Origin of the sequence: Bacillus infantis, assembly GCF_050107595.1 — a bacterium.
GTDB classification, from domain to species: Bacteria; Bacillota; Bacilli; order Bacillales; family Cytobacillaceae; genus Bacillus_AB; species Bacillus_AB infantis_C.
Genome location: NZ_JBNILH010000002.1, coordinates 203142 through 225157, shown reverse-complemented (window position 1 = coordinate 225157; position 22016 = coordinate 203142). Strand labels below are relative to the sequence as shown.

Below are 22016 nucleotides of genomic sequence, written 5' to 3'. Positions count from 1 at the left end.
GAAAAAGACAGGCCGGCAGCCTGTCTTTTTCTTATTTAGTCAAATGGAAAATGATCGATTCATATGGCCTTAATGTGATTTCCCTGATGTCGGAGGGTCCATCACCATAATTTGAAAGCAGCAGCTCTGCTGTATATTCATCAGCTATTTTCCTGTCAGGAAGTGTAAAGGCTGTCTCACTTCCATAGAAATTGTTAAGTACAAGGAGTTTTTCATCCCTGCCATTCCGGAGGTACGCAAAAATTTCAGGATGGTCCTCCAGCAGCAGCTCATAATTCCCGTAAGTGATAATATCATATTCTTTGCGGAGGCCGATTAGCTTTTTATAATGATGGAAAATGGAGTCAGGATCTTTTACCGCTTTTTCGGCGTTGATCTCCTGGTAATTGCCGGCAATGCCGATCCATGGAGTTCCATCCGTAAAGCCTGCATTTCTGCTGTCATTCCATTGGACAGGCGTCCTTGAGTTATCCCTCGATTTACTTTGGAGTATTTTAAGGATTTCTTCCTCAGGCACTCCTTCTTTTCTTTTAATTTCAAAGATATTCAAGGATTCTACATCCCGGTATTGGCTGATATTTTCAAAATAAGGATTGGTCATCCCAAACTCTTCGCCCTGATAGATATAAGGGGTTCCTTGCATCATATGAATTACAGATGCAAGCATCTTGGCTGATTTATTGTGATATTCCCCATCATCTCCGTACCTTGATACAACACGGGGCTGATCATGGTTGCACCAGAACAGGGCATTCCAGCCGCCGCCTTTGTTCATCTCCACCTGCCATTTGGAGAGGATATCCTTTAGCGCGCGAAAATCGAAGTCTGCAAGAGCCCATTTTTCGCCGCCGGGATAGTCTACCTTCAAGTGATGGAAGTTGAACGTCATGCTCAGCTCTTCCCGCTCTGGATTAGAATATTTAACGCAATGGCCGATGCTTGTAGAAGACATCTCTCCTACAGTCATGCTGTCGTGCTTTGAAAATACCTCCTGGTTCATTTCGTGCATGTATTCATGAACTCTAGGCCCATCAGTATAAAACTTTCTGCCGTCTCCGGGCGGGACCGATCCGTCATCATCCGGGAACCGCTGATCTTTGGATATCAAGTTGATGACATCAAGGCGGAAGCCGTCCACTCCTTTGTCAAACCAGAAGTCCATCATATCGTACACTTCCTGGCGGAGCTTTTCATTTTCCCAATTCAGATCTGCCTGGGTTACATCGAACAGATGGAGATAGTATTGCCCTGTCTCCTCATCGAACTCCCACGCATTGCCGCCAAACTTGGATTCCCAGTTCGTCGGGGCGCTTCCATCCTCTTTAGGCTCCTTCCAGATATAAAAATCCCGGTAAGGATTATCTCTGGATTTCTTTGCTTCCTGGAACCAGTGATGATCTGTTGAGGTATGGTTTACAACGATATCCATGATGACTTTGATACCTCTGCTGTGCGCTTCGTTTAGCAGTGAATCAAACTCCTCCATAGTCCCGTATTCCTCGTGGATGCTGAAATAATCACTGATATCATAGCCGTTATCCCGCTGTGGAGACCGGTAGATCGGCGTAAGCCAGATAACATCAATGCCAAGCTCTTTTAAGTAATCCAGCTTTTCAATAATGCCCTGCAGGTCACCCACGCCGCTGCCGGTTGTATCATTGAAGCTTTTCGGATAAATTTGATATACTGTCGCTTTCTTCCACCAAGGTTGTTTCATCTTCGCCACCTGCCATTTTATTTTTCGTTTAGTCTGCTTATTTTTCGCCAATCAAGACAATCGCCTCATAAGGCTTAAGCTGCTGAGGCACTATGTCTTCCCTGCCTTCACTGCCATAGTTACCTGTCAGCCAGGAATATTTGATCTCTTTAAGCTCTTCAGGCAATGCCAGTTTCCGTATATTTCCATAAAAATTACACAGCACTACAAGCACCTGACTGCCCAGGGTACGTGTGTATGCAAAAATCGCCGGATCTTCTTCCAATATCAGTTCATATTTTCCGTAGACTATAATATCTTGCTCTTTTCTGAGCCTGATCAGGTCCTGATAATAATAAAAGATGGAATTCTTATCTTCCAGGGCTTCCGCCGCATTTATATCACTGAAGTTCGGGTTAATGCCAATCCATGGAGTACCAGTTGTAAAACCGGCATTTTCCGAAGAATTCCATTGCATAGGGGTTCTGGCGTTGTCCCTTCCTTTTGCGTATATGCTTTCCATCGCTTTCCCTGCCGGCACTCCCGCTTCTGTCGATTCACGGAAATAATTAAGGGTTTCAATGTCCCGGTAATCTCCTATACCCGGAAATTCAACATTTGTCATCCCGATTTCTTCGCCCTGATACACATACGGGGTGCCCTTCATCATATGGAGCAGGGTAGCCAGCATCTTCGCCGATTCTTTGCGGTATTCCCCATCATTGCCGAATCTTGAAACAGATCTCGGCTGGTCATGGTTATTGAAATATAAAGAATTCCAGCCCGTTTCTTCAAGCTCGGTCTGCCATTTTGTCAGACTTTTCTTCAGGTCTGAAAGGTCTAGCGGTTTAAGATCCCACTTTCCGCCCGGACCATTGTCGAGGCTTACATGCTCAAATTGGAATACCATATTCAGTTCATTCCTGTCTTCCCCTGTATAATCACGGGCCATTTCGGGCTTGACCCCAGGCATCTCTCCGACAGTCATAACATCATAATGCGAAAGGACTTTTTCGTTCATTTCCTGAAGATACTCATGTATTCTTGGCCCATTTCTATAATATTTGCTTCCTGATGCATATTTCTTGCCGGGTTTCACTTCATCATCCGGGAGGCCATCCTCCTTTGAGATGAAATTGATCACATCCATCCTGAAGCCATCAATCCCTTTATCGAGCCACCACTGCATCATATCATATACTTCCTGCCTCAGAGCCGGATTCTCCCAGTTCAAATCAGGCTGCTTCTTTGAGAACAAATGGAGGAAGTATTCTCCGGAGTTTTCGTCATATTCCCATGCAGATCCGCCGAAATTGGAACCCCAATTGTTCGGCTCCCTGCCGTTTTCCCCTTTGCGCCAAATATAATAATCCCTGTAAGGAGCTTCTTTGGATTTCTTCGCTTCAATGAACCAGGCATGCTCATCAGAGCTGTGGTTGACGACAAGGTCCATGATCAGCTTCATATCGCGGAGGTGCAACTCACTGAGCAGCTCTTCCCAATCATCCATGGTCCCGAACTCGTCCATGATATTTTTATAATCACTAATATCATAGCCATTATCATCATTGGGTGATTGATAAACAGGCGACAGCCAGATGACATCTATCCCCAGTTTTTTAAGATAGTCCAGCTTGGAAATGATGCCCTGCAAATCACCTATGCCATCACCATTGCTGTCCATGAAGCTCCTCGGATATATCTGGTAAACAGTGCTTTCTTTCCACCATTGCCCTTTCATTTTAAAACCTCCCATTATTTCTCAGTACGTTATGTAAATAGCGATACCATGGATAGGCTTTTATCCATGGTACCAGAATAATCATTCAGCTTTTCTGAATTTGCCGAACAGGAATGTCAGCACAAACGGCACAACCAGCACGATCGCCATCCCGATAAAGAAGGACCCCCAGTTTTCGGATAAGATTGAGAAGAAGGCAGGCAGTCCGCCGACTCCTATCGATGGAGCAATGACCCCTTTAATGGTAATGAACATGCCGCCCAGGGCAGAGCCGATGACCGCTGCGATGAACGGATATTTGAAGCGCAGGTTCACACCGAACATGGCTGGCTCTGTAACTCCGAGGAAAGCTGAAAGCGAAGAAGTTGCAGCAAGTCCCTTTACTTTTTCATTTTTATTTAAGAAGAACATCGCAAGCGATGCTGAACCCTGAGCAATATTTGATAATGCCACCATCGGCCAGAGGAATGTTCCGCCGATTGATCCGATCAGCTGCAGATCGACAGCCAGGAATGTATGGTGCATCCCTGTAATAACGAGCGGTGCATAAAGGCCGCCGTAAATCAATCCTCCAAGAGCAGGAACCGCATCAAAAATGGATACAACACCGTCAGTGATCCAGCCTCCGATCGTAAACGTAACAGGCCCGATCGCAATGAAAGACAGAAAGCCTGTGATCAGCAGCGCAATCGGCGCGACTGTCAGCAGCTGGATTGAATCCGGAATCCTCTTTCTTAAAAATATCTCAATCCTTGCCAAAACATAGGACGCAGCCAGTACCGGCAGCACCTGACCCTGATAGCCGACTTTCTCTATCTCCAGTCCAAACAGATTCCATACAGGAACCTTATCAGTAGAACCATAACCCCAAGCATTAAGCAAGTCGGGGTGGACAAGCATCAGGCCGAGCACCATGCCAAGAAGCGGACTTCCGCCGAAACGATTGACCGCACTCCATCCAATCAGCCCCGGCAGGAATACAAACGCGGTATTGGCTATCATATTGATGATATTAGCGAGATCAGCCCATCCTGGATGAACGTCTATGAATGATTTGCCTGTATAAAAGATATCAGGCGCTGTCATGATATTGTTGATTCCCATCAGCAGGCCGGCTGTAACAATAGCCGGAAGAATAGGAATGAAAATGTCGGCCAGCGTTTTGATTGCTCTTTGAAGCGGATTCATTTTTTCAGAAGCAGCTGCTTTCACTTCTTCTTTTGACACTTCACCGATTCCTGTAGCCGCTGCCATTTCCTTGTATACCTTATCAACAAGGCCTTGGCCGATGACCACCTGGAATTGGCCGTTTGTAGAAAATGATCCTTTAACACTATCTATATTTTCCAATGCTTCTTTATCAACTTTGCTTTCATCCTTCAAAGCAAACCGCAGACGGGTTACGCAGTGCGTAGCTGCTGCAATATTTTCTTTTCCGCCAACTGCTTCTACAATACGCTCGGCAGATTCTCTGTAATTGCTCATGCTTCTCTCCTCCTGTTACCGTTTTCAACAGCAAGCAAAAAAAAATGCGGCCGGGAGCTCATATACTTCATATTATCTGCCCTCCTTGCAAAATTATCCTTTGCTGGAGGGTCAGCATATTAAGTATTAACTCCAAAGACTTGTATATACATGATGTTTACGTTTTCATTATATCTTGTATATACATGATAGTCAATCATTTATTATACTAATAAAATTTCCTATAAAAAAAGCCTCCAATTATGGAAGGCTTCATATCTTTCCTATCTCTGCATCAAGCTCTTTCAGCAGTTCTCCAACTTTTTCTCCGTTAATGACTTCGTCAGCATAAAAATCAAAATCAGTAGGCTCCATATTGACAATAACAAGTTTTGCACCATTCTGCTTTGCAATCAGCGGGAACTGATTGGCAGGAGTGACAGAGAGCGATGAGCCAAGGACAATGAAAAGTTCCGCCTTCTCAGCTTCAACTGCTGCAAAGTCAATCGCTTCCTCAGGCAGCATTTCTCCAAATAAGACGATGGACGGCCGCAAAATCCCCCCGCAATCACTGCAATGGAAATGCTCATCTATATATTCATCACTCGGAAATGTTTTCCCGCATCCCTGACAACGGACCTGCTGCAGTGTACCATGCAGTTCAGCCACATTTCTGCTCCCTGCCACCTGGTGGAATCCATCCACATTCTGAGTAATGATACTATGGATGATTCCCCTTCCTTCCCAATCTGCGAGTATATAATGCCCGGCATGTGGCTGGCAATCCTTCAGACCCATGACTCTGCTGCGATAAAATTCAATGAATTCATTCACATGATGGTTGAGAGCTTCTGTACTGGCAATTCTCCCATAATCCATCGTATTCGTTAACCCGCTGCCTGCAGACCGGAAATCGGGCAGCCCACTTTCTGTTGACATGCCTGCACCGGTCAATATGACCGTATAACTTGACTCTTTAAGCCACTGTAAAAGCATATGGACACCTCGCTTTTTTCTCTATTATAAACTTTTCCGGGGTTCAATCATCCGAAAATGGGATAAAAGAGTAAAAAGGATCTTATAACCGGAAGGATGTTATATATGAAGATTTTCAAAAAGGAAGATTATGAAAAGGAATATAAAAAATATGAGAGCCGCGCTGCCAAATACTTAAATGATCCGGGCAAAACAAGCGGGCTGCTTTCTAAAGCAAGCAAAAAAGCCGATTCCAGGAAAAATGCCCTGTCTGAAGTATGGGACAAGCTTCAGCTCCTGTTTGAACTCATTAAAGCCTACTCAAAGGGACAGTATAGGGACATTTCTGCAAAAACAGCTGTTACGGTCATTGCTGGCATTCTCTATTTTGTGTCTCCCCTGGATCTTGTCCCCGACTTTCTTGCCGGAATCGGCATATTGGATGATGCCGCAATCATCGGCTTTATCATCAAGCAAATCGCCAATGAGCTTGAAAGATTTAAGCTATGGAGAGAAACACAGCCAGACAATATTATAGATATGGAAGAAGACAGCAAAAAAACTCTTGTATAGCAACAAGAGTTTTTTCTTTATTCTATTTCGCAAACCGGTGGTTGCCGATTTCTTTTGTAACGGCCCTTGTGCGGAGCCATTTGCTGTTAGTCTGGGCAGGGTTGAAGAAAAACAGGGACTCACCGTCTTTTCTTTCTTCAGTCAGTGCCTCCTGGACTGCTTTCTGTGAATCCTTCCCTGCCGGTTTATTGATCATCCCATTGTCCACAGGCTCAAATTGCCTGTCTTCGTAAATAACTTCTTTGACTGTGTCCGGAAATTTTTCGTCCTTAATTCTATTGAGGACCACTTCAGCCACAGCGACTTTTCCGGCATGCGGCTCACCTTTTGCCTCCGCATGCACAAGCCTTGCCAAAAGATCTTTTTCTCCTTTAGATAAGCTGACCTTTTGTTCTGTTATCCGCTTCTTTTTCTTTGGAGCAGACGGAATGATGAGCTTATCTCCGGCAAATATCTTTTCATCCTTTTTATAATTAGCCTTCTGTATATCCTCTGCAGCCACACCAAATTGCCTGCTGAGCTTCGAAAGGCTATCCTCTTCTTTTACAGTATATATATCGACATTATCAATCGTCTTGGCAAATGCTTGTTTTCCGGGATTTTGGACAATCTGGAATGAGATCAGCATGAATGCAGCAATCATTAAGGCAAGATATTTCATGTCTTCTCCTCCATTCAATCTTTTTTCAACATTCCTTACCCTATCACAGAAAAAGATTCAGTTCCAAACTTAATTCTTTCCATGGCAGCACAGGGATATATAGGGATAACTCCGAATTTTCCGGAAGAAAGCTGTTTCAATGCCATTGCAGAGAATATCTGTTATAATGGACCATGATTCCCGGATGAATGCGGGAGCTCTGAACGGACCGGCTGCTTTATGCGGCTGTAAATAGGAGAGAATTGTGGGGGAACCGGGCACGGTTGAGACTTTATTTTTACAATAAAGGACCCTTTGAACCTGATCTGGAGAGATGCCAGCGTAGGAAACATATTCTTAATTGATGAATGTTTTTTATTGCGCACGGGTTCTGAAATCCGGGCGCTTTTTTGTTTGCATCGGGATATAAAGGAACAGCACCTCCGCCCGCGGTTGTCCAGAATTAGTTTATGCCATTAACCGGCGGTCTTTTTGGAATAATATCAGAAACAGCATGGAGGATTGATCATGAAGAAATGGCTCAGCGCATTGTGCACTGTCTGGCTGCTTGCCGGCTGCACCGGAGGACAGACTGGTCAGGAAGAAAGACAAGCTGATAAAGGGCAGGACCTGGAAAAGATAACGGTTGTCCTTGACTGGACACCAAATACTAATCACACTGGACTTTACGCTGCCAAAGCAAAGAATTTTTTTAAAGAAAATGGCCTTGATGCAGAAATCATCATGCCTGGTGACGCTGGAGCAGACCAGCTGGTTGCTTCCGGTAAGGCCGACTTTGGCGTCAGCTATCAGGAAAGTATTACACAGGCACGGGTTCAGGGTGTCCCGCTTGTGTCGGTAGCCGCCGTCATACAGCATAATACGTCCGGCTTTGCTTCTCCTGCAGCAAAAAATATCGACTCGCCAAAGGATTTTGCCGGGAAAAAATATGGAGGCTGGGGATCGCCTGTTGAGGAATCTGTTATCGCCTCATTAATGAAGCAGGAAAAGGCAGATGTCTCTGATGTTTCCTTTGTTAACATGGGGGATGCCGATTTCTTTACAGCTGTTAAAAGGGATATCGATTTTGCCTGGATTTATTATGGGTGGACTGGCGTCGAGGCGGAGCTTCGCGGAGAAGATCTGAATATGGTCTACCTTACCGACTATTCCGATAAACTCGATTATTATACACCTGTTCTGGCTACAAATGAGAAAATGATCAAAAATAGTCCTGATACTGTCAGAGCCTTTGTAAAAGCAGCATCACAGGGCTATCAGTTTGCAATCAAGAATCCGGAAGAAGCTGCTGATATCCTGCTTGAGGCTGCACCTGATTTAGACGCCGAGCTGGTCAAGAAAAGCCAGGAATGGCTGTCTCCAAAATATCAGGATGATGCAGAACAATGGGGAGAACAGAGTATAGAGGTTTGGGAAAACTATGCCCAATGGATGTATGAAAATAAACTGCTGGACAGCGAGCTGGACGCTGAAAAAGCTTTTACCAATGAATTTTTGCCAGAATAGGAGGAACCATAATGGCCAGTACACTGATCAGCATTCAGATTATACCTAAAACAAAAAACGGGGAAGATGTCATTCCATATGTAGATGAAGCGATTAAAATCATTGCAGAATCCGGAGTCAAATACGAGGTCCATCCGCTGGAGACAACAATGGAAGGCGAGCTTGAAGAGCTCTTCAGGATCATTGCAAGGATGAATGAAAGAATGATTGAAATGGGAAGCAAAAATGTTATTTCCCAGGTCAAAATTCTGTTTCAGCCTGATGGGATCACGATGGGTGACCTGACGGATAAATACAAATGAAGAAAGTGTTTGTAAGAGGATGGAAGCCGGCAGCGGTTCTCCTCCTTTTGTTCATTCTATGGGAAGCGGCAGTCAGGCTCGCAGAAATCCCTGCCTGGCTCCTGCCGCCCCCCTCTGACATCCTGGCTGAATCTGTGGAAAGCTGGACCCGTTTTTCAGGCCACCTGGCGTCAACAGTGCTTTTATCACTGTCCGGCTTCGCATTGGGGACTGTTATCGGGCTCACTGCGGCCATCATCCTCCACCGTCTGCCGGCTGTGAGGGAATCTGTTTACCCGCTGCTGATACTTTCCCAGAATGTCCCCGTCATCGTCCTTGCCCCTCTCCTTGTCATCTGGTTCGGGTTTGGGCTGCTGCCGAAATTCATAGTCATTATTCTTGTTTGTTTTTTTCCAATCACTGTGGCAGCTTTGGACGGTTTCAGGCAGGTTCCAGCCGAGCTTAAGCATTATATGGCGATGTCAGGCGCCACCAAAAGGCAGCTGTTCTGGAAGCTGGAGTGGCCCGGCTCCCTGCCCTCGCTATTTTCAGGGCTAAAAATCTCGGCAACATACAGTGTAATGGGCGCTGTCATTTCCGAATGGCTTGGTTCGGAAAAAGGGATAGGCGTTTTTATGACACTGGCCTCCTCCTCATTTCGGACAGACCGGGTTTTTGTTGCCATTTTTGCCATTATGATTTTAAGCCTGATATTCTTCGGAGCAATTCTCTTGGCAGAGAGCTTACTTTTAAAATGGAATAAAAAGGAGCAGATAAAATGAGCCTCCTGCAGCTGAAAAATATATCAAAGTCTTTTGGAGAACAGACTGTCCTCAGTAGCTTAAGCCTAGAAGTCAATGAAGGGGAATTCGTCTCTCTTCTCGGGCCTTCGGGAAGCGGAAAAAGCACTATTTTCAATCTAATTGGCGGTCTGCTTCTCCCTGATAAAGGGAGCATCCAAATGAACGGCCAATCGATTAATGGCCAAAAGGGATTCATGAGTTATATGCCTCAGACCCCTTCCCTGCTTCCATGGAGGACAGTCCTGCAAAATGTCCTTCTGGGACAGGAACTGACAGGCAGAACAGATAAGGAAAAAGCCATGGATATGATACATAAAGCAGGACTCGGGCAATATGCGCATGCCTACCCGCATGAATTATCCGGCGGAATGAAGCAGCGCGCTTCCTTCATAAGGGCACTTCTCAGCCCACAGGAGCTGCTTTGCCTGGATGAACCATTTTCAGCACTGGATGAACTGACGCGGCATGATATGCAGAAATGGCTCCTGTCAATATGGGAGGAGCAGCGGCCAGCCATCATCTTTATCACTCATAATATAGAAGAAGCTCTTTTTCTGTCAGATCGCATCATCGTCTTATCAGAAAAGCCGGCCCATACAGCAGCAGAATTTACAGTGCCTTTCTCCCGGCCAAGGAGAGAAGAACTGTTTCTGGAAGAGGAATTTCTGGAATGGAAAAGGAAGGTCCATCATTCACTGCGGCCAAAAGGGGACAAAGGATGAACAAGATTATTGACAGCCACATCCACCTGGACCGCTACGATGATCAAGATATTGCTGATATTTGCAGCATCCCGGAGCTCGATTCAATCGTAACTGTCTCTTGGGATCTCAGTTCCTGCAAAAAGAACCTGCTCCTTGCAGAGAGGTTTTCAAAGGTAAAACCGGCCTTTGGGTACCATCCGGAACAAGCCATCCCACCTGAAGCAGAACTTGCAGATCTGATAAGCTGGATGGAGAATCATAAAGAAAACATGATAGCCATAGGAGAGGTCGGCCTTCCATACTATTTAAGACAAGAGCAGGGAGCTTCCTTCCCAGGTCTGGAACCGTATCTGGAATTACTGGAGCTATTTGTCCGGAAAGCAAAGGAGTGGCAGCTCCCCATCATCCTCCATAGCATTTATGAGGATGCGGACACAGTCTGCAGCCTGCTCGAAAAATATTCTGTTGAAAAAGTCCATTTTCATTGGTTCAAAGGCTCAGCTCTTGTGGCTGAACGAATGGCCGCAAATGGCTATTTCATCTCAGTGACTCCCGATGTAATGTACGAAGGGGAGATTCAATCACTAGTAGAAGCCTACCCAATCGGACAGCTGATGGCTGAAACAGACGGCCCCTGGCTGTTCGAAGGGCCTTTCCATAAACAAATGACTTCACCAAGAATGATCCATCGTTCAGCAGCCAAAATTGCTGAAATCAAAGAACTGGCATTGCGGGAGGTTTATAAGCTCCTGCTGACTAATGCCAGGGATTTTTATAGTATTTGAGAAGCACTCTGTTTTTTAAGCAGGGTGCTTTTTAATTATTTTTTGGAACAAGGACATCGATGAAAAAAACACATCTTATCTCTTTAGTAGTATTGAACCAATTTTCCCCTTAATAAATTTTCCCCATATCTCCAGATGGAAATATAAGGTACAGTAAAAGAAAAGCTTATTGGAGGACTGTTCAATGAAAAGATATGGCCTGATCCTGCTTATCATCCTGTTTTCCTTTTCCACCTCTGCTTTTGCCCAGCCGCAAACTGCCAGCCTGATTCCCACTGAAAAACAATTTCTTAAGCTGGTTAAGAAAACAGAAGAGTATAAGGATTTTAAAGATGACTTTCTCTCAAATGACCCTTATATCCTGAATCCGCTTAAAGACGAAGAAGACCAGCAGTATGGCTGGATTGTCCAGTATGAGATTAAATATAAGGAAGAAGCTTCACTGGCCGCAGGCGGTGCAGCCACTGTCAGCTTCTCCTCCATTCTTACCTTTGCTTATGACAGCATCAATGAAGATATGCAGGCTTATATTCTCGACTATAGCAGTATTCTCAAAGATAAAGCGATCTATCTTGAGGAGCTTTCCACAGGTATAACCACTGCAATTAATGTGTCTGAGACAGATCTATACGCAGAGCTTGCGGTGCAGACGGAGGAAAAAGCAGAAGCCATGGTCAGCTCAGCGGAGCTGCAAAGAGAAAATCCAGCTGATGAAGATGCTGTGAATGGAAGTAACTATCTTTGCTGGCAATGTACAAGTTATACAAATGGGAGCGTTTCCCTCCCATGTGTCAATTTGATTGGCAGCTATTGTTCGTCCGGTTCCCAATATTCAGTCGGCAGGCTGCTCTGCGCCGGCAAAACAATCATTGATTGCTATGTTCCGAAGGATAAAGTTTGTGTAAAAGGCGTCTGGAAAACCACCTGTCCCGCACCAGCTTAATAGAAATGGCTGAATAGAAAGAAGGCATGACTGGGAAGCCATGCCTTCTTTCTATTTGTGCATCTTTCAGTTTCATAAGATACTGAAGCAAATGCCTCCGCTTTTCTTATTGTCCAGCTCCGGCTCCTAACCTTTACTCCCCGAAGCGATATTGGAGCCTTCGATGAAATGTCTTTGGAAGAAGAAAAATAAGAGGACGACCGGCAGCAGGACGGTTACTGACATGGCCATCAGGTAGTGCCACTGGGTGGATACTGTTCCTTTGAATGTTTGCAGCCCGATCTGCAAGGTATACAGGCTTTCGTCATTTATATACAGCAGCGGGCCTAAAAGGTCATTCCATGCACCATTGAAGGAGAACAGCGCGACTGTAATAAGTGCGGGTTTGGTAAGCGGGAGCATGATATTCCACCAGATCTGCAGATGGCTCGCACCGTCAAGAACTGCTGCTTCAATCAATTCATTCGGTATGCCCATCATGAACTGCCTTAACAGGAAGATAAAAAATGCACTACCCAGGAAGGCAGGAACGATCAAAGGAAGATATGTGTTGATCCAGCCCAGCTTAGAAAACAGGATATATTGCGGAACCATAGTAACAAAACCTGGTATCAGCATAGTAGATAATACAATGACGAAAAGAGCATTTCTGCCTTTGAAACGAATTTTTGCGAATGCATAGGCAACGAGAGAATTAACAAGCACGCTCCCGATCATGCCGGCAAGGGCAATAAATAAGGTATTTAACGCCCATCTTGTAAATGGCGCTGTCTGCCATGCCTCCAGATAATTTGAGAAATGGAATTCGTTCGGAATGAAGGTTGGCGGGTATTGGGCGATTTCCTGCGGCGATTTCAGGGAAGTTGAAATCATCCACCATAGCGGCGACAAGATCAGCACGCTTCCAGCCAGAAGCAGGAAAGCAACAAAGATATGCTTTGTCCGCTGCCTGAATTTTTTTGTCTCATAAAACCTTGGTGCTTCAGCAGCTGCCTGCTTCATTTATTGTCTCCTCCTTCATAGTGAACCCATTTTTTTCCGAGTGTCAGATTGATGACTGTCAGTACCATGACGATCAGGAACAGCAGCCAAGCCATCGCTGAGGCGTAGCCCATATCAAAGATTTCAAAAGCATTGTTCCACATGTGAAGGTTATAGAACAGAAGGGAATTTCCCGGTCCTCCGTCTCCGTTCTCGGTCATCACATAGGCTTCCTGGAAGATTTGAAATGATCCAATGGTGCTGGTAATGACATCAAAGAAGATGATCGGTGAAATCATTGGCAGAGTGATATGGAAAAACTTTTGGAACGAACTTGCCCCATCAAGGTCTGCTGCTTCATACATCTGGGCCGAAACTCCCTGCAGGCTGGCAAGATACAGGAGCATGCCTCCGCCGACGCTCCACATCTTCATCAGCAGCAGGGCGGGTTTTGTCCATTCAGGATCAAACAGCCATGCAGGACCTTCTATGCCAAACCAGGCAAGGAAAGTGTTGACAAGGCCTGTCGAAGGGCTTAACAGCTGCATCCATAGAAAATAGACAGCGACGCCAGAAAGAATGGCAGGAAGGTAGTACACTGTCCTGAAAAATTTCATCCCTTTTACCCTCTGATTCAGCAGTACAGCCAGCAGAATAGCGCCAGCCGTGGTCAGGGGGACGGAAAATAATACATAATAGATTGTATTCCAGAGCGATGTCTTGAAAAGATCATCGATCGTAAACATCCTTTTGAAATTTTCCAAACCGATGAAATTCATTCTTGAAGTTATATTATAATCTGTAAAACTTGCAAATAATGAAAATAAGAGCGGTCCGAGAGTCAGTCCCAGAAAACCGATGATCCAGGGGCTGATGAATAAATAGCCGAATAAATTATCTTTCGCTTTCCGAGAAAGCCGCTTCGGCTCAGTATTAGCCTTTTCTTTGCCCATGCTGTCCGCTTCTGTTTGAGCAATTGTAGAATCATACGATTTCATACCCCTTCACCCTTTCCCTGTAATAAATCAAGTCGAAGAAGAGAAGGAAACCCCTTCTCTTCTTGACACAGTTATCTTTTTAGTTTTTCAACATCACTTTCCGCTTTCTCAAGTGCCTCTTCAGGCGACTGTTTCCCAAGCAGGGCATTGTCGATCTGCGGGTTGACCCTGCTCAAATAATCAGGATATTCAACCGGAATCGGGAAAAGCTGAGTATCTTCAAGATTTTTGATGGTAGCTTCATAGACCTCTTTATCTTTTCCTTCAAGCTCTTCTGCTGCCGCCTCAGCACCTTCAATGCTGGCAACATTGTCAAAGTTCTCCATAGCCCAGTATTTCTGAGCTTCTGGTCCGGTCAGATACTTAATGAAGTCCATTGCTTCTTCCGGATTGCTGGAGCCTTTTGGCACCTCGGCAACAAAACCGCCTCCATCACTCCAGTTTTCAGCACCTTCTTCATAAGCCGGGATTGGAGCAACTCCAAAATCCATATCCTTCCCATAGTCCCTGATCTGAGTATAAAAAGTTCCTACATCCACCCACATGGCCACTTTTCCGGCAATGAAAGGATTGGACTGCTCGCTTCCGAATTCGGCTTTCAGCGCCTGAACATTGGATTCCCCAAGGCGGTCCTGCCATTTGAGAACCCATTCCAATGCTTCTGCTTTTTTAGGCGTATTGATATTCAATTCACCATTTTCGATGAAGTTTTTCCCTCCATCTGCACTGGTCATCCAGCTGCCTGCTCCGATGCTTCCCCAAAGCGGATAGAAGCCGACCCTGTCATAGGCTTTTCCGTTTTTCACATCAAGCTTTTCGGCATATTCCTCAAGCTCAGCCCAGGTAGAAGGCGGCTTATTCGGATCCAGGCCGGCTTCTTTAAAAGCTGTTTTATTATAAAATAGAAGTCTTGTATCAGTATTGAATGGAACAGCATAAGGCTTGTCTTCATAAAGGACTGTGTCCCAAAGGTGAGGATAAAACTGATCTTTGAAGTCTTCATCCATATATTTGCTTAAATCTTCAACCTGTTTGGCTTCCGCCCGCTGCCCAACAGTATTGATATCATTGATGATGACATCAGCCGGGTTCCCGGCAGCTACTGAAGCAAGGTTCTTTGTCCAGATATCTCCCCAAGGCAAATATGTATGCTTAACAAAAACCTTATCCTGTGAAGCATTATAATTGTCTATAATTTTTTCAATGATTGGCCTTCTTGTTTCTGATCCCCAGAATGTCCAGAAATCAATGACTACTTTTCCATCCTTCGTTTTTTCTGCCTGGGCAGATTCTCCGCCTGAGCATCCGGCCAGGACGCCAAGAAGCAGAAAGACAGAAATTAATAAGGCTATTCCCTTTTTCATATGTATCCCCCTAGATTTGTCTAAATTTTTTCTCTCTAAATAACACACAGCTGCCTTTGCGCAAAGGATCCATAACGGTGCTGAACTCCGAGAAGGAATTTACTGTAAAACTACCCGCTTCTCCTGCTTCTAAACCTGCTTCTCAAAAAAAAGATCGAAAATTGTCTAAATATTTTTTTCTAAATATGGATTCCCGTACCAGTCCGGCTGAAGAGCTCCCGGACTTTACAGCTGTTTGAAGTATTGACATACGGCGTAAGGAAACAAAAAAAGGCCCATGGGCATTATGCTCCCATGCGCCTATTCCTATTGTTATTAAAGAAGAGGCCTCCTTCTGCCGGCCTCTTCTCGGTCCCTATTTTCATATTGCTTTTTCATCATCCGGCTCTCTTCCAGCTGAACCCTTCCTTTTTCAGGGTTTTGAGGATGCTGCCCGATAGCTTTTCTGGTGCCTTAAAGAATTCTTTTCCGCCCTCCTCCCTGAAGTAAATGACATCATTAACATTCCATATCTTCAGCTGAATCACGTCTCCGCCTTTGTACCTGATCAGGATGTCATACGCTGGCTTTTCTGCCGGAGAATAATTGGTGGGAGCCGAATCTTTCAGCATCGACCTGATCATTGCTTTCATGAAAGGATTATCGGCATAACTGGATTCATTAAGCTCTATATTGACACCGTTCGTAATGTAGCTGTATTCTGAATCTGTTTCTGATGTAATAATATCTGCTATCGGCAGCTCTTTCAATTCAGCGAAGGTGCTGTCTGCATCCGGGATGCTGAATTGGGAGTAAAAATAGATAGCCGCAATAAAAACAGTTGCTGCGGTCAAAAGCGGTCCCTTAATGCCAAAGAATGGCCTGACCTGTTTTTTCTCAAGCCTCCCGGGTTCTGCAGCTTCCATAATCTTTTTGAAGGATCGGTCCTTTTGCATTTTGGAACGGGGAATATCATCAAGCTTTTCAAACAAGATTGTGTCTTCAAATAACTCCTTCAAGGGTATCCCCCCTTTTTTCCATCTCTTTTTTCAGGGCAGCCATTGCCCTGGATGTGGTTATTTTCACTTTGTTTTCATTCCAGCCCAGGATCTGTGCCGTTTCCTTGATTGAGAATTCCTTGATTTTCCGGAGGATAAGGACTTCCTGGTAGCTCAGCTTCAGCGAATGGATGGCATCATAAAGCCTGGCTGTTTTTTCCCCTTTGACCATTATTTCGACTGGAGTGTCATGACCTGAATCAAATTGATATTTTTCAATGGAAAAGAACTTGAAGCGGTTTCTCTTCCGGATATAATCAATGGCTACATTTCTTGAAATCCTGACAAGCCAGGTGAAAATATGGGACTCGCCATTGAATTGATGGAAATGCTTATAAGCTTTAATAAAGGTATCCTGAGTCAGATCTTCAGCTATTTCTTTATTGTTAACATACATGAAGATATATCCGTAGATTTTGTCACTGTATTCGTAATAAATGCTCTCAAACGTTTCTGCAGAAACTTTATTCATTGTAGGCGCCCCCTCTTGCACATAGTTAGACGATTGACAGCAGAAAAGGAAACAGCTTCCATTCATAATTTTTATTTTTTTATTGAAGAACAATGCCCTCCCTGCATCTTTCCTCCTGCCTTCCACAGCAAAAGTAGAGATAAAGCATTAATTTCTATTATTTTTATAAAATGGTGCAATATGTCTGCAACTTTTTGAGATTCTGTAAGGTTTCGTAAAATGTCATCCTGGCCTCAGGCAGCTTTTCTTATTTTTTCTACAAATTCTACTATATTCCTCCCTTCATCTCGTTAAATCTCACATTCTAATTAGCCGGAGCCTCTTTTAGAAATTTTTGGCAAATCTGCCTCTTATAATCTGATTCTCTTATTTTTTCATTACCTGCATCACTTTTTGGCGCTTTTTGGATATAATTGCCTGCTTTCACACTGCAGCAAGAAATGACTAAGACCTATAAGCTGTCATTTCGGCAGATTATTTGCTGGGAAGATGGAATGATTTCATTGATGAGGGTACTTTTTCCATCATTTTTCGACAACCCGGCTCTATTATTTCCGCTACAGTAATAGTCACAGCAGGAAATTCCATAACTGGAAAACTTATAGGAAAGGAGAGCTGTAAGCTTCTGTATTGAAAATTGAATAGAAAAGAGGAGGAAAAGGTTCATGAAGAACAAGAAGCAGTTTCGCTGGCTTTATCTCATGCTAACGGCACTTTTGATCATTCCGGTGCTTAGTCCTTATCAAGCACAGGCCGATGCCGGCAAGTCTCCGCATGTTTCGATGAAGAAAGCTTCCCCCGGGTCTTCAAAAAACAAAATCTCGGGCAGGCTCCTTGATCAATTTGATGGAAAAGACAAGGTCACCTTCCTTATAAAAATGAAAGAGCAGGCGGACACAAAAAAAGCCGCTCAAGAAGCAGCTAAAAAAGCTTCAGCTGATAAAGCAACTTCCTCCAAGGCAAAATTCATGAAAAGATCTGCAGTAGTTTCCTCTTTAAGAGCCGTCGCAGCCGAAACACAGGCCGGAGTACTAAAATATATTGAGCAGCAGGAAAAAGCCGGCAAAGCGAAAGATAGCAAATCCTTCTATATTGTGAACAGCATTGCCGTCACAGCCACTAAAGATGTCATGGAAAAGCTGGCAAGCTTTCCAGAAGTAGACAAAATCCTTCCTAATGAGACCAGAGAGCTTCATAAGCCTGTAAAAGAAGCCTCTAAGCCTTCCATCCAGATGGAACAAACAGCAGACAATAAAACCAGCTCCATTGAATGGAACATAGACAGGGTCGGTGCCCCAGCCGCCTGGGACATGGGCATAGACGGGTCCGGGACTGTTGTCGCCTCGATTGATACAGGCGTCCAGTGGAACCACCCCGCGCTAAAGGAAAAATACCGCGGCTATGATCCTGCAAACCCTGATCAGCCTTCACATACTTACAACTGGTTTGATGCAGTAGGAGGACAATCCTCCCCATATGATGATGACGGCCATGGCACCCATGTGACCGGCACCATGGTCGGCTCAGATCCTGGCGGTGCAAACCAGATCGGAGTTGCACCAGGAGCTAAATTTATTGCTGTAAAAGCATTCAGTCCGAGCGGCGGATCAGATGTCGATCTTCTGGCGGCAGGGGAATGGATTCTTGCTCCTAAGGATGCCAATGGCACTCCACACCCTGAACAGGCTCCGGATGTAGTAAATAACAGCTGGGGCGGCGGCCCAGGTCTTGATGAATGGTACCGGCCGATGGTCCAGTCATGGCGCGCTGCCGAAATCTTCCCGGAATTTTCAGCAGGAAATACAACACTGACCAATCCAGGGGGACCTGGTTCAGTCGCCTCCCCAGGCAATTACCCAGAGTCTTATGCTACCGGGGCAACAGACATCAATAACCGGCTGGGCTCTTTCTCTCTCCAAGGGCCTTCGCCATATGAAGAAATCAAGCCTGACATTGCAGCACCAGGGGTAAATATCCGTTCATCGGTTCCTGGTTCAGGTTATGAAGGAGGCTGGAACGGAACATCCATGGCCGGCCCGCACGTAGCTGCGGCTGCAGCTTTACTGAGGCAGGCAGATTCAAGCCTGACAGTGGATGAAATTGAAGAAATCCTGTCAGCAACAGCTGTACCGCTTACAGATTCCACATTCCCGAATGTACCGAATAACGGCTATGGCCATGGACTTGTCAATGTGTTCGATGCCGTCTCTTCTGTCGTTTCCGGCCTGGGCAAACTAAAGGGCCAGGTTTCTAAAGAAGGCGATGACAGTGAAGCGCCGTCCATTTCACATGATGCACAGACTGAAACATATGCCGGTATGGATCTCGCTGTCCGTGCAGAGGTTTCCGATAACATCAGTGTGACAAATGTCGTTCTTGAGTATGTGAAGGCTGACGGAAACACCGCATCTGTTGGAGCTGAAAGGGTTTCTGGCAGTTTTACTGATGGCATCTATGAGGCAGTCATCCCGGGAGAGGACATCCGGGAACCTATCCTGTCCTACCAGTGGAAGGCAGTTGATTTCGGCGGCAACAGCGCCGAATCTGATACATTTGAAGTAAATGTCATCCCGGGGATCAGCACGGGATACAGCCAGGACTTTGAGTCCCAGCCTGCAGGCTGGACTTCATATGGAACAAATGACAGCTGGGAATGGGGAGCGCCGGCATCCGGCCCGGGAAATGCCGCATCAGGTGAGAAAGTCTATGCGACCGCCCTTGGAGGAAACTATGCCAACTCAGCTAATATGACGCTTCTCATGCCGCCCGTTGACCTGGGCGAAGGCAATGCCTATCTGCAATTCAAGCAATGGCATGAACTTGAGAACCGCTATGACTACGGACATGTCTTTGTATCGGCGGATATGGAAAATTGGACTCAAAAACTGAGGGTCAACGGTAATACCGCCGGCTGGATTGACGGTGAAGTCGATCTAAGCGAATACGCTGGCCAGCGTATCTATATCGCATTCAATGTTACAACTGACAGTTCAGTTCAGAAGCTAGGCTGGTATTTGGATGATGTGTCCCTATCTGATACACCGAAGGCACCATCCAAAAAAGGCCAGCTTGGAAAAAATGGTACAGCGGGACCATCCGGACCAGCAGTGTCGGCTAAAAAGCAAATTGACCCTGCCAAAATTGTTCCTGAAAAAGAGCAAGGGAAAAAAGAACAGGAAAATGGTTCCGCCCCTTCCCCTGCATTACTTCCTGTGAATGCGGAAGTCACCGTATTGGAGACAGGGCGTTCAGTCTTCACTGATCCGCAGGATGGTTCCTATGAAATGACCCACGCGTCCGGCACTTATACGGTGCAGGCAGAAGCATACGGGTTCCGATCAGAGTCACAAAGCGTCAATATCCCTGAAGACGGTGAGGCTTCAGCAAACTTTGTACTGGGAGAAATTCCGGAAGGGACCATTGAAGGGATTGTTACTAATGAATTGACCGGCGAACCTGTACCGGGAGCCATGGTTATGCTTATCGAGGATGCGGCTGTTGAACCAGTCTACACAGATGAAAATGGACAATATTCGCTAACAGCCTATGAAGGAACATACACCTTGAAGGCTGTTGCTCCATCCTACTATAGCGAAGAAGTCGAAATAACAATCGAAGGCAGTTCTAGTGCCGAACAAAATATCCAGCTTAGGCCATTCATCGGCTATCCTGGAGAGATCGGCTATGACGACGGAACAGCAGAAAATGCAAGAGCATTTTATGATGCCGGAAACGGCTGGGCTGTGAAAATGTCTCTGGAAAATGGCCAGAACAGCGCAATGGTCACGGGCGGCATTTTCCGCTTCTGGGACACAGAATGGCCGGTGCCTGGAGGAACGGAATTCCAGGTTGCTGTCTATGATGCAAGTGGACCTGACGGTGCCCCCGGGAAAAAACTTGCCGGGCCATTTGAAGCCTCTGCTCTAAGAAACGGCGAATGGACACGTGTTGATTTAAGGGACAAAGGCATCATGGTCAATGGCGATTTTTACATGGTCTATATCCAATCAGCTCCTAATCCAAATACCCCTGGCCTTGCTACAGATGAAGACGGGCCAAACGCTGGGCGGAGCTGGCAGCTGGTCGGCGGTGCCTGGTCACCAGTCCCGGCTGAAGAAGGCAATTATATGATACGGGCGGCAGTGGACTACGAGGTTAATGCCCCTGTTATCACATCGCCTGCAGACGGGACTGTTACAAAACAAAAGAACACCGTGATTGAAGGAACTTCGGCTCCTTCTACAACTGTTCACCTGTTTATCAATGGGGAAAAAGCCGCGGAAACTACAGCAGATGACTCCGGGAAATTCTCTGCAGAAGCAGAATTGAACGAGGGAGAGAATATCCTGACTGCCAAAGCCGCCACTGACAGTGGATCGACTGACTTTTCCGCCCCTGTAACAGTCATTGTGGATACGGAGAAACCCGAGCTGTCAATCACCTCGCCTGCTGATGATTTAAAAACGAATAAAGAAACCATTACTGTCCAAGGTACTGTTGCAGATGTAAATCTTGACTGGGTGAAGGTTAACGGTACTAAAGCTGCTGTCCAGGATGGTGCTTATTCATTGCGAATCCTATTAAACGAAGGCGAAAATACAATTACTGTAATTGCCCAGGATAAAGCAAAGAATAAGACAAACAAAAAAGTGACTGTCTATGCGAAATATACAGCTCCTGTCATTGAGAATCTGCTCCCGGAAGAAAATAAAGATCTGAAATCCGGCGAGAGCGTCAAGATCGAATTTGACAGTGAGCCTGGGCTGAAAGCTGTGTTCTCTATCAGAATGCCGCTGACAAATACAGGCGGACAGCTGACAAATGCTGTTGAGCTTCCGATGATGGAAACGTCTGAGGGCCACTATGAAGGCTATTATACAGCAACGAAAAATGTCAAAGCCCCTGGCGCAGAAATCGAAGTTAAAGTAACGGATGATTTTGGGAATGAAGTAAGGCAGACGGCTGCAGGCAAGCTGAATATCAACGCTGAATAATCCTGCAAAAGAAGCCCGCCGGGAAACCGGCGGGCTTT

General features: G+C 45.5%; 18 protein-coding genes and 1 riboswitch. Of the genes, 8 read left to right on the top strand and 10 right to left on the bottom strand.

Features of this window, described 5'->3' with window-relative positions; genetic code table 11:
* Positions 1-31: 31 nt before the first annotated feature.
* The 4 genes from treC to ACQCVH_RS04400 form a co-directional block, all read right to left on the bottom strand.
* The gene (gene treC, locus ACQCVH_RS04415; RefSeq protein WP_426834619.1) at positions 32-1717 is read right to left on the bottom strand and encodes an alpha,alpha-phosphotrehalase; all 1686 of its coding nucleotides are present in this window, start codon (positions 1715-1717) and stop codon (positions 32-34) included.
* A 37-nt stretch (positions 1718-1754) separates the two neighbouring features.
* Entirely contained in the window at positions 1755-3437 is a 1683-nt protein-coding gene (locus ACQCVH_RS04410) for a glycoside hydrolase family 13 protein (RefSeq protein WP_426834618.1), read from the bottom strand.
* An 81-nt stretch (positions 3438-3518) separates the two neighbouring features.
* Complete coding sequence (gene treP / locus ACQCVH_RS04405; RefSeq protein ID WP_101550791.1) at positions 3519-4922, bottom strand: PTS system trehalose-specific EIIBC component; 1404 nt, start codon at positions 4920-4922, stop codon at positions 3519-3521.
* 252 nt (positions 4923-5174) lie between these two features.
* On the bottom strand, positions 5175-5897 hold the full coding sequence (locus ACQCVH_RS04400; RefSeq protein WP_426834617.1) for an NAD-dependent deacylase: 723 nt from the start codon (positions 5895-5897) through the stop codon (positions 5175-5177).
* 105 nt (positions 5898-6002) lie between these two features.
* On the opposite strand from ACQCVH_RS04400, the gene ACQCVH_RS04395 reads away from it, so the two are divergent.
* The gene (locus tag ACQCVH_RS04395) at positions 6003-6449 is read left to right on the top strand and encodes a YkvA family protein (RefSeq protein WP_426834616.1); all 447 of its coding nucleotides are present in this window, start codon (positions 6003-6005) and stop codon (positions 6447-6449) included.
* 22 nt (positions 6450-6471) lie between these two features.
* Here ACQCVH_RS04395 and ACQCVH_RS04390 read toward each other — a convergent pair whose 3' ends face one another.
* Complete coding sequence (locus ACQCVH_RS04390) at positions 6472-7110, bottom strand: cell wall hydrolase (RefSeq protein ID WP_426834615.1); 639 nt, start codon at positions 7108-7110, stop codon at positions 6472-6474.
* 236 nt (positions 7111-7346) lie between these two features.
* A riboswitch (TPP riboswitch) is annotated at positions 7347-7455 on the top strand.
* Positions 7456-7617: 162 nt separating this feature from the next.
* On the opposite strand from ACQCVH_RS04390, the gene ACQCVH_RS04385 reads away from it, so the two are divergent.
* From ACQCVH_RS04385 to ACQCVH_RS04360, 6 genes are all read left to right on the top strand, one after another.
* Positions 7618-8616 carry an ABC transporter substrate-binding protein gene (locus tag ACQCVH_RS04385; RefSeq protein ID WP_426834614.1) on the top strand — a complete coding sequence of 333 codons (999 nt, stop codon included), beginning with the start codon at positions 7618-7620 and terminating at the stop codon, positions 8614-8616.
* An 11-nt stretch (positions 8617-8627) separates the two neighbouring features.
* Positions 8628-8918, top strand: a complete 291-nt coding sequence (locus tag ACQCVH_RS04380) for a thiamine-binding protein (RefSeq protein ID WP_426834613.1) — start codon at positions 8628-8630, stop codon at positions 8916-8918.
* A complete protein-coding gene (locus ACQCVH_RS04375; protein WP_426834612.1) occupies positions 8915-9679 on the top strand; it encodes an ABC transporter permease in 765 nt (254 codons plus the stop codon). The genes ACQCVH_RS04380 and ACQCVH_RS04375 overlap by 4 nt, the downstream gene beginning before the upstream one ends.
* Entirely contained in the window at positions 9676-10422 is a 747-nt protein-coding gene (locus ACQCVH_RS04370) for an ABC transporter ATP-binding protein (protein WP_426834611.1), read from the top strand. The genes ACQCVH_RS04375 and ACQCVH_RS04370 overlap by 4 nt, the downstream gene beginning before the upstream one ends.
* Positions 10419-11189 carry a TatD family hydrolase gene (locus tag ACQCVH_RS04365; RefSeq protein WP_426834610.1) on the top strand — a complete coding sequence of 257 codons (771 nt, stop codon included), beginning with the start codon at positions 10419-10421 and terminating at the stop codon, positions 11187-11189. Before ACQCVH_RS04370 ends, ACQCVH_RS04365 begins: the two co-directional genes overlap by 4 nt.
* A gap of 184 nt (positions 11190-11373) precedes the next feature.
* Positions 11374-12132 (top strand): hypothetical protein, encoded by a 759-nt coding sequence (locus ACQCVH_RS04360; protein WP_426834609.1) that lies wholly within the window; start codon positions 11374-11376, stop codon positions 12130-12132.
* A gap of 126 nt (positions 12133-12258) precedes the next feature.
* On the opposite strand, the gene ACQCVH_RS04355 is transcribed toward ACQCVH_RS04360, so the two are convergent.
* The 5 genes from ACQCVH_RS04355 to ACQCVH_RS04335 all read right to left on the bottom strand — a co-directional run bounded on the left by ACQCVH_RS04355 (position 12259) and on the right by ACQCVH_RS04335 (position 16984).
* Positions 12259-13134: a carbohydrate ABC transporter permease gene (locus ACQCVH_RS04355; protein WP_426834608.1), complete on the bottom strand. Its 876-nt coding sequence runs from the start codon at positions 13132-13134 to the stop codon at positions 12259-12261.
* Complete coding sequence (locus ACQCVH_RS04350) at positions 13131-14111, bottom strand: carbohydrate ABC transporter permease (RefSeq protein WP_426834607.1); 981 nt, start codon at positions 14109-14111, stop codon at positions 13131-13133. The genes ACQCVH_RS04355 and ACQCVH_RS04350 overlap by 4 nt, the downstream gene beginning before the upstream one ends.
* Before the next feature lie 71 nt (positions 14112-14182).
* Complete coding sequence (locus ACQCVH_RS04345; protein ID WP_426834606.1) at positions 14183-15475, bottom strand: ABC transporter substrate-binding protein; 1293 nt, start codon at positions 15473-15475, stop codon at positions 14183-14185.
* Between the two features lie 377 nt (positions 15476-15852).
* Complete coding sequence (locus tag ACQCVH_RS04340) at positions 15853-16473, bottom strand: hypothetical protein (protein WP_426834605.1); 621 nt, start codon at positions 16471-16473, stop codon at positions 15853-15855.
* Positions 16457-16984 (bottom strand): RNA polymerase sigma factor, encoded by a 528-nt coding sequence (locus tag ACQCVH_RS04335; protein ID WP_426834604.1) that lies wholly within the window; start codon positions 16982-16984, stop codon positions 16457-16459. Before ACQCVH_RS04335 ends, ACQCVH_RS04340 begins: the two co-directional genes overlap by 17 nt.
* Positions 16985-17649: 665 nt before the next feature.
* Here ACQCVH_RS04335 and ACQCVH_RS04330 point away from each other — a divergent pair.
* On the top strand, positions 17650-21978 hold the full coding sequence (locus ACQCVH_RS04330) for a S8 family serine peptidase (protein WP_426834603.1): 4329 nt from the start codon (positions 17650-17652) through the stop codon (positions 21976-21978).
* Positions 21979-22016: the final 38 nt, after the last annotated feature.

Bases quoted from the DNA above. Each gene is read 5' to 3' on its own strand.
- ACQCVH_RS04370 (WP_426834611.1), top strand. From the start codon at position 9,676: ATGAGCCTCCTGCAGCTGAAAAATATATCAAAGTCTTTTGGAGAACAG.
- treC (WP_426834619.1), bottom strand. From the start codon at position 1,717: ATGAAACAACCTTGGTGGAAGAAAGCGACAGTATATCAAATTTATCCG.
- treP (WP_101550791.1), bottom strand. From the start codon at position 4,922: ATGAGCAATTACAGAGAATCTGCCGAGCGTATTGTAGAAGCAGTTGGC.
- ACQCVH_RS04400 (WP_426834617.1), bottom strand. From the start codon at position 5,897: ATGCTTTTACAGTGGCTTAAAGAGTCAAGTTATACGGTCATATTGACC.
- ACQCVH_RS04390 (WP_426834615.1), bottom strand. From the start codon at position 7,110: ATGAAATATCTTGCCTTAATGATTGCTGCATTCATGCTGATCTCATTC.
- ACQCVH_RS04410 (WP_426834618.1), bottom strand. From the start codon at position 3,437: ATGAAAGGGCAATGGTGGAAAGAAAGCACTGTTTACCAGATATATCCG.
- ACQCVH_RS04350 (WP_426834607.1), bottom strand. From the start codon at position 14,111: ATGAAATCGTATGATTCTACAATTGCTCAAACAGAAGCGGACAGCATG.
- ACQCVH_RS04345 (WP_426834606.1), bottom strand. From the start codon at position 15,475: ATGAAAAAGGGAATAGCCTTATTAATTTCTGTCTTTCTGCTTCTTGGC.
- ACQCVH_RS04380 (WP_426834613.1), top strand. From the start codon at position 8,628: ATGGCCAGTACACTGATCAGCATTCAGATTATACCTAAAACAAAAAAC.
- ACQCVH_RS04365 (WP_426834610.1), top strand. From the start codon at position 10,419: ATGAACAAGATTATTGACAGCCACATCCACCTGGACCGCTACGATGAT.
- ACQCVH_RS04395 (WP_426834616.1), top strand. From the start codon at position 6,003: ATGAAGATTTTCAAAAAGGAAGATTATGAAAAGGAATATAAAAAATAT.
- ACQCVH_RS04385 (WP_426834614.1), top strand. From the start codon at position 7,618: ATGAAGAAATGGCTCAGCGCATTGTGCACTGTCTGGCTGCTTGCCGGC.
- ACQCVH_RS04355 (WP_426834608.1), bottom strand. From the start codon at position 13,134: ATGAAGCAGGCAGCTGCTGAAGCACCAAGGTTTTATGAGACAAAAAAA.
- ACQCVH_RS04360 (WP_426834609.1), top strand. From the start codon at position 11,374: ATGAAAAGATATGGCCTGATCCTGCTTATCATCCTGTTTTCCTTTTCC.
- ACQCVH_RS04335 (WP_426834604.1), bottom strand. From the start codon at position 16,984: ATGAATAAAGTTTCTGCAGAAACGTTTGAGAGCATTTATTACGAATAC.
- ACQCVH_RS04375 (WP_426834612.1), top strand. From the start codon at position 8,915: ATGAAGAAAGTGTTTGTAAGAGGATGGAAGCCGGCAGCGGTTCTCCTC.
- ACQCVH_RS04330 (WP_426834603.1), top strand. From the start codon at position 17,650: ATGAAGAACAAGAAGCAGTTTCGCTGGCTTTATCTCATGCTAACGGCA.